This is a genomic window from Streptomyces sp. NPDC002309, assembly GCF_053593375.1.
The window spans coordinates 1-12,651 of sequence record NZ_JBSFCI010000034.1 but is presented as its reverse complement, the minus strand read 5'-3'; the positions used below and the strand labels follow the sequence as shown (position 1 = coordinate 12,651).

Sequence of the window (12,651 nt, the reverse complement as noted above, 5' to 3'; positions counted from 1 at the left end):
AAGAGTTCTGACGAGAGGGCGTATCCGTCGGCGACGACCGGCCCGATGTGCTGCTGACCGGGCCGCACTTCCACGAACTCGTCCTCACGGGCGTGGAGACCGGCCCCGCGCCGGGAGGCCGGCGTGGGTCGCGGCCCGGGCGGGACCGCCGACCTGGTGGTGGCCGCAACCCCGTTCGGCCAGTGAGTACCCGCACGCCGCCATGGGCGACAGCAACGGCACCCTCGCCGACCACTGGGCGGCCATCGAGGCCACCCCGGGTCTTCAGGGCGGCTTCATCCGGTAGTTCTGGGACCACGGCATCCTCCAGGACGTGAGCGACGGAAGACCGACCGGGCGCGCGGGCGCCGGGCTCTACGTGCGAGGCGTCGCCGCGCCCGGCCACCGCTGGGCGTACGGCGGCGACTTCGGCGAGGTGCCGCACGACGGCGCCTTCATCGCGGACGGCGTGGTCTTCCCGGACCGGGCGCCCAAGCCGGTGCTGTACGAGCACCGGGAGATCGCGGCACCGGTGCGGCTTGAGTGCCTGCGCCACGAGGGGCCGGTGATCCGCAACCACCAGCACTTCCGTGGCCTGGACTGGCTGGCCGCCGAGTGGCGGATGTCCCTCGCGGACGGCCGGACGCTGAGCGCACCGGCCGAGCTGCCCGCGCTGCGGCCGGGCGAGTCGGCGGCGGTGCCGCTGCCGTTCGAGCTGCCGAAGGACGCGGACGAGGCCTGGCTGACGCTGCGGGTGACGACCGCGCGGGACGAGCCGTGGGCGCCCCGCGGGACCCTCGTGTGCCTGCCCCAGGTGAGGCTCCGGGCCGCTCCCGTACGGCGGAACCCGCCGGTGTCCGACCGGACCGTCGAGGTCGACGCGGACGGCCACCTGCTCCACCCCCTGCTGATGGCCGCCCCCACGCTGTCGCTGTGGCGGGCACCCACCGACAACGACGAGCTGGGCGGCATGGCGGACCGCCGGCGGGAGTGGGGGCTCGCCGCGCCCGCCCGCAAGCTGGTCGCCGTGCGCCGGGCGGGCGCGAGCGTCGGCGTACTCGCCGAGTACGTCTGCGAGGGCGGCGTCGTCCGGCACGAGCAGGTGTTCACGGCCGTCGAGGGCGGCATCCGCGTCGAGGAGTCGGCCGAGCTGCCCGCGACGCTGGACGACGTGGCCCGGGTCGGGTCGGTCTTCGAGACGGTGGCCGGGCTGAACCTGCTGGAGTGGTTCGGACAGGGGCCCCGGGAGTCGTACCCGGACCGCGGCTCGGGTGCGCCGGCCGGCCATCACTCGCTGCCCGTGGACGAGTTGTGCACCCCGTATCTGCGACCGCAGGAGAGCGGCGGCCGGCACGGGGTGCGGCACTTCACGCTGTCGGCGCCGGACGCCACGGGACTCGCGGTGGAGCTGGGGAGGCCCAGCCGGATCTCCGTCACCCGGTACCGCGCCGCGGACCTCGCCGCGGCCGCCCACCACGACGAGCTCGTCCCGAGAGAGGGCTGCGTCGTGCACATCGACGCCGCCCACCGGGGCCTGGGCACCGCCTCGTGCGGGCCCGACACCGGGCCGGCGTATCTCGTCCCGACGGGCACCCACCGCTGGGGCTGGACCCTGCGGGTCCTCTGACACGCCCCTGCCTCGATTCGCCCCCGTTTCGCCGCCCACGGCGCGGACGTTCCCGTCCGCGCCGTGGGCGGACCAGTGACCCACCCCCCGCGCCGACCCTTCGAGGAACGTCATGACCGAGCAGCAGCTGCCCGAGTGGGCCGACCCCACGGTTCCGCCCGCGGACCTCGACCCCCAGGGGGTGTCCCGGCGCCAGCTCCTCGCCACCGCCGGCCTGTTCGGCACGACGTTCGCCCTCGGGACCGCCTCCGCGTCGGCCGCCGGTGGCCGCCCGCGGGCCGGCAGCGACCCGCGTCTGGCCTATCTGGTCGGCGACCACCACGTCCACTCCGTCTACAGCCGCGACGCGAAGTACACCTTCTCCCAGCTGGCCGAGGCGGGCGCCCGGTACGGCCTGGACTGGATGGTGTTCACCGAGCACGCCGACGTCGGGCACGCCGGCCTCGGCGCCGCGCTGCAGAACGAGGAGATCCGCAGGGCCCGTGCCGAGAACCCGCGGCGGCTGATCTTCCAGGGCCTGGAGTGGTACGTCCCGGCCGCCGAGCACTGCACGGTCCTGACCGCACCCGGCCCCCACGAGGTCGACCTTCTCACCCGCTTCGAGCGCGCCTTCGACGGCAAGCTGCTCGGGTGGACCGAGGGAGCGCCGGGCCACGCGGACACCGCACGCAACGAGGCGCACGCGGTCAAGGCCCTCCAGTGGCTGGCCGAGCAGCGCCGCACGGGCTACGTCGACGACGTGCTGGTGCTCGCCAACCACCCGATGCGCCTCGGCATCGACTCCCCCCACGAGATACGCGCCTGGCGGGACGCGGCCCCCGAGGTCATGATCGGCATGGAGGGCGCGCCGGGCGCCCAGGGCGCCGCGATCCCCGGGTGGCGGGGTACTACCTCGATCCGCGGCGAGTACGAGAACAGGCCGTCCGCCCAGTCCTGGCCGGGCTACCCGGCGGACGCCTACCTCACCTACGGCGGCTTCGACTGGGCGACCGCGACGGTCGGCGGCCTGTGGGACGCGCTGCTGTCCGAGGGGAAGCTGTTCTCGGTCACCGCCAACTCCGACGCCCACCGGATCGTCTTCGACACCTGGAGGAACGGCGACTGGCAGCCCGGCCAGACCTTCGACACCACCGGCCGGCTGCCCGACCCGGTGAACACCGCCACCCCGCAGCCCGGCAGCGACTTCTGGCCCGGCCAGTTCAGCCGCACCCACGTCGGCGTCACCCGGTACGGCTACCGCGCGGTGACCGCGGGCCTGCGCGCCGGCCGGGTCTGGCTCGACCACGGGCATCTGCTGGACGGCCTGGAGGTGCGCCTGCGGCGGGACCGCGACGACTCACGGGGCGTCACGCTGGGCGGCCGGCTGCGGGTCCGCAAGGGCGAGCGGCTCACCCTGTACGTCACGGTGACCACCGCCTCGCGCCACAACCCCGCCGGCATCCTGCCCCGGCCCGCGCACGTCGACGTCGTCCGGGGCGCGGTGCGCGGCCAGGCCGCCGACCGGGACGACTGGCGTGCGCCCGACACCCGGGTGGTCCACACGAAGGAGGTGGGCGGTCGCAAGGGGACCTACACCCTGCGCTTCCCGCTCACCGCCGGCGACGAGTCGTTCTACGTCCGGCTGCGCGGCAGCGACGGCAGGCGGCACGGCGCCGGGTACCTCGGCGCGTCCGTCGACCCGCACGGACCGATCGCCCACGCGCCGGGCGACGGTGATCCGTGGGCGGACACGTGGTTCTACTCGAGCCCCGTCTTCGTCGACGTGCACGGAAACTGATCGGACGTCACTCGCCCGCGGGGCCTGCGCCGGCGCCTTCCGCCGGAGGGCGCGCCGAGCCGGGCGGCCGCCACGCGCCGAGATGCCGAGCATGTCCGCGTTCATCACTTGAACTCCCCTGCCCCGCAAGCACTTTCTCGGTTGCACCTCTTGACGGTCGCGGTGCCCGGGAGCACATTGTCCGCGCACCCCTAGTCTGAGAGCGCTCTCAAGAACCCCCCACGGGTGCTCTCGGACCGGGCCTGCGCGCACACCCGTTCCCGAACCGACGCGCACACCCAACTCCCGTACCGAGAGGCACCCCATGAGTGAAACCTCCGGCACCCCCCGCAGACGCGGGCCCTACCGGCGGGCCCTGCTCGCCGTCCTGAGCACGCTGGGCCTCGCCGCGCTGGCCGCCACCGCCGTGACGCCGAGCGCGACCGCCGCCGCGCCACCGCCCCCGTCGGGCTGGACGCAGGTCTTCGTCGACGACTTCGACGGGGCCGCAGGCTCCGGCGTGAACACGACCAACTGGCAGTACGCGACCGGGAAGGGCTACCCGGGCGGCCCCACCAACTGGGGCACCGGCGAGATCGAGACCATGACGTCCAGCACCAGCAACGTCTCCCTGGACGGCAGCGGCAACCTCCGCATCACCCCGCGCCGCGACGCCGCCGGCAACTGGACCTCGGGCCGCATCGAGACCAACCGCACCGACTTCCAGCCCCCGGCCGGAGGCGTCCTGCGTGTCGAGTCGCGCATCCAGATGCCCAACGTCACCGGTACCGCCGCCCGCGGCTACTGGCCCGCCTTCTGGATGCTGGGCGCGCCGTTCCGCGGCAACTACTGGAACTGGCCGGGCGTCGGCGAGCTGGACATCCTGGAGAACGTCCAGGGCCTCAACAACGTCTGGGCCACGATGCACTGCGGCACCTCACCCGGCGGCCCGTGCAACGAGACCACCGGCATCGGCGGTTCGACGCCCTGCCCCGGCAGCACCTGCCAGTCCGGCTTCCACACCTACCGCATGGAGTGGGACCGCACGAACAGCGTCGAGGAGATCCGCTTCTACGTCGACAGCACGCACTTCCACACCGTGCGGGAGACCCAGGTCGACGCGACCACCTGGACGAACGCCACGGACCACGGCTTCTTCATCATCCTGAACGTGGCGATGGGCGGCGGCTTCGTGGACGCGTTCGGCGGCGGCCCGGACGCGGCCACGGTGCCGGGTCACCCGATGGTCGTCGACTACGTCCAGGTGCTGTCGTCCGGCGGGGGCGGCACCACGCCTCCCCCCACCGGCGACCGGGACGCCTACAGCGCCGTCCAGGCCGAGTCCCACGACGGGCAGTCCGGCACGATGACCGAGGGGACCACCGACACGGGCGGCGGACAGAACATCGGCGCACTGGCCAACGGTGACTGGGCGCTGTACCGGGGCGTGAACTTCGGCTCCTCGCCGGCCAGGCAGTTCAGTGCCCGGGTCGCCAGCGGCGCCGGATCGGGCGTGAGCGGACTGGTCGAGGTACGCCTGGACAGCCGTACCAGCGCGCCGATCGGGAGCTTCGCGGTCGGCAGCACCGGAGGCTGGCAGTCGTGGCGCACGATCCCCGCCAACATCTCGTCGGTGACGGGCACCCATGACGTCTATCTGACCTTCACCAGCGGCCAGCCGGCCGACTTCGTGAACGTGAACTGGTTCACCTTCGGCCGCTGAGCTGCCGTTCCACCCCCGTTCCACCCCTGATCCACTCCCTTCCGGCCGAGGCGGGGCCCGCGCGCGCGTGGGCCCCGTCGCCGTTCCCGCCCCCGGTCGGTCGCCGGTCAGTCCCCGGCCCGTCCGCCTCGTCCGCCCGCCGCGTCGGAGCGCCTCGCCGGAGCGCCTCGTCCGCCCGCCGCGTCAGCGCAGCTCCGTGCGGAAGACCGCCGGTGTCACGTCCGTGTGCTGCTGGAAGAACTTGGAGAAGTTCGCCGCGTCGGGAAAGCCGACCGCCGCGCCGACGCGGCTGATGGGCAGGTCGGTGTGGGCGAGGAGGCGTTTGGCCTCCAGGACGACGCGTTTGTCGATGTACGCCTTGGGGGTGTCGCCGGTGGCGGCGCGGACCGTGCGCACGAGGGTGCGGCGGGAGTAGCCGAGGGCGTCGGCGTAGGCGCTGACGCTGTGGTTGGTGGCGAAGTCCCGCTCGACCGCCTCCCGGAAGAGCGGGAAGGCGGCGCCCGCCTGCTGCTCCGCCGCCGTCGCGTAGCCGGCCGCCAGATGGGACAGGCGGAGCAGGAACGCGCTGAGCGAGTGGCGCAGCAGCGCGGTGTGCAGGCCGAGAGGGAGCGTCGCCGCGTCCTCGTACTCGCGTCGCAGATGGTCCAGGGAGGCGGAGAGGGCCGCGAACCGGGGGGCGTCGGGACTCAGGAGCGGCGGGAGGTCGTAGCGGTACAGGCCGGTGGCCTCGACCGTGGCCCTGGGGAGGAAGCCGGGCTGCATGGCCAGGACCCTTCCGCGGTAGTCGCTCGCGGCCGTGAAGCGGTGCACCTGCCCCGGGCGTATCCACAGGACGTCCCCGGCGTTCGCCTCGTACTCGGTGAAGTCGACCATGTGCCGTACGGGGCCGTCGCCGAAGACCATCACCAGGTGGAAGTCGATGCGGTGGATGCGGTCCTGCGGGACGTCGGAGTGCCAGTCGACGTCCGGGTCCATCGCGACGACGTGCACGCCGACGCCGCCCACGCTCTGCTCGACCGGGAACGCGAACGTCCGGATGCCGTCCCTCCCGCCACCACCTTGGATAGATCTGTCCGCCATGTCCTTCTCGTGCCGTCTCGATACCGGTGGGCGTGTCCCACTTTCACCACAGGCTGGCACACGACAACCTTCCTGCCAAAAAGTCAGATTTTTAAGGTTGAACACATCCGACCAGTAAGAACGCTGGTTTCGATGATCTTTTGAAGAAGGCAGTTCACAGATGAGCACGCAGACACCCGACGGGCCCGACAGCTTGGACTGGACCGATCTCGACCGGCGTGCCGTCGACACCGCCCGCCTGCTGGCGGCCGATGCCGTGCAGCAGGTCGGGAACGGCCACCCCGGCACCGCGATGAGCCTGGCCCCGGCGGCCTACACGATCTTTCAGAAGTTGATGCGACACGACCCGGCGGACCCGGAGTGGACCGGCCGTGACCGCTTCGTCCTCTCCCCCGGCCACACCTCGCTGACCCTCTACACCCAGCTCTTCCTCGCCGGGTACGAGCTGGGCCTGGACGACCTGAAGGCGTTCCGCACGCACGGCTCGAAGACCCCGGGCCACCCCGAGTACGGCCACACCGCCGGCGTCGAGACCACGACCGGGCCGCTCGGGCAGGGCGCCGCCAACGCCGTGGGCATGGCGATGGCCGCCCGCTACGAGCGCGGCCTGTTCGACCCGGACGCCGCCGAGGGCACCTCCCCCTTCGACCACACCGTCTGGGCGATCGTCTCCGACGGCGACTTGGAGGAGGGCGTCTCCGCGGAGGCCTCCTCCCTGGCGGGCCATCAGAAGCTCGGCAACCTCGTCTTCCTCTACGACGACAACCACATCTCCATCGAGGGCGACACCGCGACCGCGTTCTCCGAGGACGTGCTGAAGCGCTACGAGGCGTACGGCTGGCACACCCAGCGCGTCGAGCCGGCCGAGAACGGCGACATCGACGTCCCCGCGCTGTACGCGGCGCTGCGGGCGGCCCGGGCCGAGACGGAGCGCCCGTCGATCGTCGCGATGCGGACGATCATCGCCTGGCCGGCGCCGAACGCGCGGAACACCGAGGCCTCGCACGGCTCGGCGCTGGGCACGGACGAGATCGCGGCCACCAAGCGGCTGCTCGGCTTCGACCCGGAGAAGACCTTCGAGGTCGCCGACGAGGTACTCGCCCACAGCCGCCGCGCCCTCGACCGGGGCGCCGAGGCGCACGCCGCCTGGGACCGGCGGATCGCCGCCTGGCGGGCGGCCGACCCGCAGCGGGCGGCCGAGTTCGACCGGGTCAGCAAGGGCGAGCTGCCCGTGGGCTGGGAGCAGAAGCTCCCGGTCTTCGAGGCCGGCACGTCGGTCGCCACCCGCGCGGCCTCCGGCAAGGTGCTCCAGGCGCTCGGCCCGGTGATCCCCGAGCTGTGGGGCGGCTCCGCCGACCTGGCCGGCTCGAACAACACCACCATCGACAAGACCTCGTCCTTCCTGCCGAAGGGCAACCCGCTCCCGGAGGCCGACCCGTACGGCCGTACGATCCACTTCGGCATCCGCGAGTTCTCGATGGCCGCGGCGATGAACGGCATCGCCCTGCACGGCAACACCCGCGTCTACGGCGGCACCTTCCTGGTCTTCTCCGACTACATGCGCAACGCCGTGCGCATGTCGGCCCTGATGCAGCTGCCGGTGACCTACGTCTGGACGCACGACTCCATCGGCCTCGGAGAGGACGGGCCGACGCACCAGCCCGTCGAGCACCTCGCCGCCCTGCGCGCGATCCCGGGGCTGAACGTCGTCCGTCCGGCCGACGCCAACGAGACCGCCGTCGCCTGGGCCGAGATCCTGCGCCGGCACACCACGAACCCGGCCCCGCACGGCCTCGCCCTCACCCGGCAGGGTGTACCGGTGTACGAGCCGAACGAGGACGCGGCGCGCGGCGGCTACGTGCTGTTCGAGGCCGACGGCGGCACGCCCCAGGTCGTCCTGATCGCCACCGGTTCCGAGGTGCACCTCGCCGTCGAGGCGCGCGAGCGGCTCCAGGAGGCCGGTGTGCCGACCCGGGTGGTGTCGATGCCGTCCGTGGAGTGGTTCGAGGAGCAGCCCCGCGAGTACCGCGAGAGCGTGCTTCCGCCGTCCGTGAAGGCGCGTGTCGCTGTCGAGGCGGGGGTGGGTCTGACGTGGTACCGCTTCGTAGGTGACGCAGGACGCATCGTCTCCCTCGAACACTTCGGCGCCTCGGCCGACGCCAAGATTTTGTTCTCCGAATTCGGCTTCACCGCCGAGAACGTCGTCGCAGCGGCCAGGGAATCGCTCGCTGCCGCGCGTGGTTGATCCGATCGCCAGAAAGAAGATGATCACTGTGAACGAAGCATCCGCCACCACCGCGGGAGCACTCAAGCGCCTGTCCGACGAGGGCGTGTCGATCTGGCTGGACGACCTGTCGCGCAGCCGGATCACCTCCGGCAACCTCGCCGAACTGATCGCGACGCGGCACGTCGTGGGCGTCACCACCAACCCGTCCATCTTCCAGGCCGCCATCGGCTCCGGCGAGGGGTACGAGGAGCAGCTCGCCGACCTCGCCGTGCGGGACGTCACGGTCGACGAGGCCGTGCGCATGATGACCACCGCCGACGTCCGCGCCGCCGCGGACATCCTGCGGCCGGTGTACGACGCCACCGGCGGCCGGGACGGCCGGGTCTCCATCGAGGTCGACCCGCGCCTCGCGCACGACACCCGCGCCACCGTCGCCGAGGCCCGGCAGCTCGCCTGGCTCGTCGACCGGCCCAACGTCATGATCAAGATCCCGGCGACGAAGGCGGGCCTGCCGGCCATCACCGAGGTGATCGGCGCCGGCATCAGCGTCAACGTCACGCTGATCTTCTCGCTGGAGCGCTACCGCGAGGTCATGGACGCCTATCTGGCGGGCCTGGAGAAGGCGCAGGCCGCCGGGATCGACCTGGCCGGCATCCACTCCGTGGCGTCCTTCTTCGTCTCCCGTGTCGACAGCGAGATCGACAAGCGGCTGACCGTCCTGGGCACGCCCGAGGCACTGGCCCTCAAGGGCCGGGCGGCGCTCGCGAACGCGCGGCTCGCCTACGCGGCGTACGAAGAGGTGTTCGGCCCCGCGGACGCGACCGCGGCGAGTGACCGCTGGACCGCGCTGGCCGGGTCGCGGGCGAACAAGCAGCGCCCGCTGTGGGCCTCGACCGGCGTGAAGGACCCGGCGTACAAGGACACCCTGTACGTGGAGGACCTCGTCGCGCCCGGCACGGTGAACACCATGCCGGAGGCCACGCTGGACGCCACCGCCGACCACGGCCAGATCCACGGCGACACCGTGAGCGGCGGCTACGCGCAGGCGCGGGCCGATCTGGCGGCCGTGGAGCGGCTGGGGATCTCCTACGACGAGGTGGTGCGGCAGCTGGAGGAGGAAGGCGTCGCCAAGTTCGAGGCCGCCTGGCGGGAGCTGCTCGACGCCGTGACGAAGTCGCTGACGGGCAAGGGAGTTGACGGGGAATGAGCACCGAACCGACCACCGTGGAGCAGGTCGCCGTGGAGGCGTCCGCGCCGGGTGGGACGTCCCCCGACTGGAGCAACCCGCTGCGCGACTCGCGTGACCGGCGCCTGCCCCGGATCGCCGGCCCCTCGGGTCTGGTCATCTTCGGCGTCACCGGTGACCTCTCCCGCAAGAAGCTGATGCCGGCGGTGTACGACCTGGCCAACCGGGGCCTGCTGCCGCCGGGCTTCTCGCTCGTCGGGTTCGCCCGCAGGGACTGGGCGGACCAGGACTTCGCGGAGGTCGTGCACGACGCGGTCAAGGAGCACGCGCGCACCCCGTTCCGCGAGGAGGTCTGGCAGCAGCTCGCCGAGGGGATGCGCTTCGTCCCCGGCGACTTCGACGACGACGAGGCGTTCGAGCAGCTGCGCACGGCCGTCGACGAGCTGGACGCCTCCCGGGGCACCAGCGGCAACTACGCGTTCTACCTCTCCGTGCCGCCGAAGTTCTTCCCGAAGGTCGTCCAGCAGCTGAAGAAGCACGGGCTGGCCGACGCTCCGGAGGGCTCCTGGCGGCGGGCGGTGATCGAGAAGCCGTTCGGCCACGACCTGAGGTCGGCCCGGGAGCTCAACACGATCGTGCACGACGTGTTCGACCCGGAGCAGGTGTTCCGGATCGACCACTACCTGGGCAAGGAGACCGTCCAGAACATCCTGGCGCTGCGTTTCGCCAACCAGATGTTCGAGCCGATCTGGAACCGGTCCTATGTCGACCATGTGCAGATCACCATGGCCGAGGACATCGGCATCGGTGGCCGCGCCGGGTACTACGACGGCATCGGCTCGGCCCGTGACGTCATCCAGAACCACCTCCTTCAGCTGATGGCCCTCACCGCGATGGAGGAACCCGCCTCCTTCGACGCGTCCTCCCTGCTGATGGAGAAGCTGAAGGTGCTCAAGGCGGTGAAGCTGCCCGAGGACCTCGGCCGGCACACCGTGCACGCCCAGTACTCGGGGGCCTGGCAGGGCGGCGAGAAGGTGCTCGGCTATCTGGAGGAGGACGGCATCGACCCGGCGTCCACCACCGACACCTTCGCCGCGATCAAGCTGAACGTCGACAACCGCCGCTGGGCGGGCGTCCCCTTCTATCTGCGCACCGGCAAGCGCCTCGGCCGCCGGGTCACGGAGATCGCGGTGGTCTTCCAGCGGGCGCCGCACTCCCCGTTCGACTCCACGGCCACCGAGGAGCTCGGCAAGAACGCGATCGTGATCCGTGTTCAGCCGGACGAGGGCATGACGGTCCGGTTCGGCTCGAAGGTGCCGGGCACGTCGATGGAGATCCGGGACGTGACGATGGACTTCGCGTACGGCGAGTCCTTCACCGAGTCGAGTCCCGAAGCGTACGAGCGGCTCATCCTCGACGTCCTCCTGGGTGACGCCAACTTGTTCCCCCGTCACCAGGAAGTGGAAGAGTCCTGGAAGATCCTCGACCCCATCGAGGGGTACTGGGCCGAGAACGCCAGGCCCGCGCAGTACGTCGCGGGGAGCTGGGGTCCCGCGGAAGCCGACGAGATGCTCGCACGAGACGGACGGAGCTGGCGCAGGCCATGAAGATCGACCTGACCGACACGACGGCAAGCAAGATCAACAAGGCGCTTGTGGAGGGCCGCCGCGCCATCGGCACACCGGCCGTGGGCATGGTCCTGACGATGGTCATCGTCACGGACGAGGAGAACGCCTACGACGCCATCAAGGCGGCCGAGGAGGCCTCGCACGAGCACCCCTCGCGCACCCTGGTCGTCATCAAGCGGCACGCCCGCTCCCCGCGCGAGCGCACGCATTCCCGGCTGGACGCCGAGGTGCGCGTCGGCTCGGAGGCGGGCACCGGCGAGACCGTGGTGCTGCGCACCTACGGCGAGGTGTCCGACCATGCTGACTCCGTGGTGCTGCCGCTGCTGCTGCCGGACGCGCCCGTCGTGGTCTGGTGGCCGGTGGACGCGCCCGAGGTGCCGGCCAAGGACCCGCTCGGCGCCCTCGCCCAGCGCCGGATCACGGACATGTACGCCGTCGAGGGGCCGCTGGCCGCCCTGGAGGCCCGTGCCCGGTCCTACGCGCCCGGCGACACCGACCTCGCCTGGACCCGGCTCACCCCCTGGCGCTCGATGCTGGCGGCGGCCCTCGACCAGGCCCGGCTGGACATCACCTCGGCGGCCGTGGAGAGCGAGGCCGACAACCCCAGCGCCGAGCTGCTGGCCCGCTGGCTGGAGGCGCGGCTGCACGTCACGGTCGACCGGGTGCGCACGGCGGGCCCCGTCGTGACCGGCGTACGGCTGGGCACGGAGAGCGGCGAGATCGTCATCGACCGGCCCGAGGGCCCGCTGGCGACGCTGTCCCTGCCGGGCCAGCCGCCGCGCACCCTCGCCCTCAAGGTGCGCGCCACCTCCGAACTGATCGCCGAGGAGCTGCGGCGCCTCGACGCGGACGAGATGTACGCCGTCGCCCTGCGGGGCGAGGGCACCAAGGAGACGACTTCCCATGTCTGAGACCCCGCTGCTGACGCTGCGGCCCGAGTGGACCGCGCTGGAGGACCATCGCGCCGAGTGGAAGGCGCATCTGCGGGAGCTGTTCGCGGCCGACCCCGGCCGCGCGGAGCGCTACGTCGTCACCGTCGGCGATCTGCGCATCGACTACTCGAAGCACCTGCTCACCGACGAGACCCTGGCCCTGCTCCAGGAGCTGGCGGCCGCGACGGACGTCTTCGGGCTGCGGGACGCCATGTTCCGCGGCGAGAAGATCAACACCACCGAGGGCCGGGCGGTGCTGCACACCGCGCTGCGCGCGCCGCGGGACGCGGTGGTCGAGGTCGACGGTGAGAACGTGGTGCCGGGCGTGCACGCCGTGCTGGACGGGATGGCCGGCTTCGCCGACCGGGTCCGCTCGGGCGAGTGGACCGGGCACACCGGCCGGCGTATCCGCAATGTGGTCAACATCGGCATCGGCGGTTCCGACCTCGGTCCGGCGATGGCCTACGAGGCGCTGCGCGCCTTCACCGACCGCGACCTGACGGTGCGCTTCGT

Annotated in this window: 7 protein-coding genes and 3 pseudogenes; 9 read left to right on the top strand and 1 reads right to left on the bottom strand. The window is 72.1% G+C overall.

What is annotated here, in order from left to right:
• Nucleotides 1-47 precede the first annotated feature (47 nt).
• The 4 genes and pseudogenes from ACWCPM_RS25835 to ACWCPM_RS25820 all read left to right on the top strand — a co-directional run.
• Nucleotides 48-180: pseudogene (locus ACWCPM_RS25835) on the top strand (carbohydrate kinase family protein); the annotation flags it as partial.
• A 4-nt stretch (nucleotides 181-184) separates the two neighbouring features.
• A pseudogene (locus tag ACWCPM_RS25830) lies at nucleotides 185-1,606 on the top strand (beta-galactosidase small subunit-related protein); the annotation flags it as partial.
• A 112-nt stretch (nucleotides 1,607-1,718) separates the two neighbouring features.
• Nucleotides 1,719-3,383 (top strand): histidinol-phosphatase, encoded by a 1,665-nt coding sequence (locus tag ACWCPM_RS25825; RefSeq protein WP_450978648.1) that lies wholly within the window; start codon nucleotides 1,719-1,721, stop codon nucleotides 3,381-3,383.
• Nucleotides 3,384-3,687: 304 nt separating this feature from the next.
• Complete coding sequence (locus ACWCPM_RS25820; protein ID WP_450978647.1) at nucleotides 3,688-5,085, top strand: glycoside hydrolase family 16 protein; 1,398 nt, start codon at nucleotides 3,688-3,690, stop codon at nucleotides 5,083-5,085.
• Between the two features lie 183 nt (nucleotides 5,086-5,268).
• Here the strand turns inward: ACWCPM_RS25820 and ACWCPM_RS25815 are convergent, their stop codons facing one another.
• A complete protein-coding gene (locus ACWCPM_RS25815; protein WP_450978646.1) occupies nucleotides 5,269-6,165 on the bottom strand; it encodes a helix-turn-helix domain-containing protein in 897 nt (298 codons plus the stop codon).
• A 160-nt stretch (nucleotides 6,166-6,325) separates the two neighbouring features.
• Between ACWCPM_RS25815 and tkt the strand changes: the two genes are divergently transcribed.
• From tkt to ACWCPM_RS25790, 5 genes and pseudogenes are all read left to right on the top strand, one after another.
• Nucleotides 6,326-8,410 carry a transketolase gene (gene tkt / locus ACWCPM_RS25810; RefSeq protein ID WP_450978645.1) on the top strand — a complete coding sequence of 695 codons (2,085 nt, stop codon included), beginning with the start codon at nucleotides 6,326-6,328 and terminating at the stop codon, nucleotides 8,408-8,410.
• 19 nt (nucleotides 8,411-8,429) lie between these two features.
• Complete coding sequence (gene tal, locus ACWCPM_RS25805; protein WP_450978644.1) at nucleotides 8,430-9,599, top strand: transaldolase; 1,170 nt, start codon at nucleotides 8,430-8,432, stop codon at nucleotides 9,597-9,599.
• On the top strand, nucleotides 9,596-11,185 hold the full coding sequence (gene zwf / locus ACWCPM_RS25800) for a glucose-6-phosphate dehydrogenase (RefSeq protein WP_450978643.1): 1,590 nt from the start codon (nucleotides 9,596-9,598) through the stop codon (nucleotides 11,183-11,185). Before tal ends, zwf begins: the two co-directional genes overlap by 4 nt.
• On the top strand, nucleotides 11,182-12,117 hold the full coding sequence (gene opcA / locus ACWCPM_RS25795) for a glucose-6-phosphate dehydrogenase assembly protein OpcA (protein ID WP_450978642.1): 936 nt from the start codon (nucleotides 11,182-11,184) through the stop codon (nucleotides 12,115-12,117). Before zwf ends, opcA begins: the two co-directional genes overlap by 4 nt.
• A pseudogene (locus ACWCPM_RS25790) lies at nucleotides 12,110-12,651 on the top strand (glucose-6-phosphate isomerase); the annotation flags it as partial. The gene opcA and the pseudogene ACWCPM_RS25790, both read left to right, overlap by 8 nt.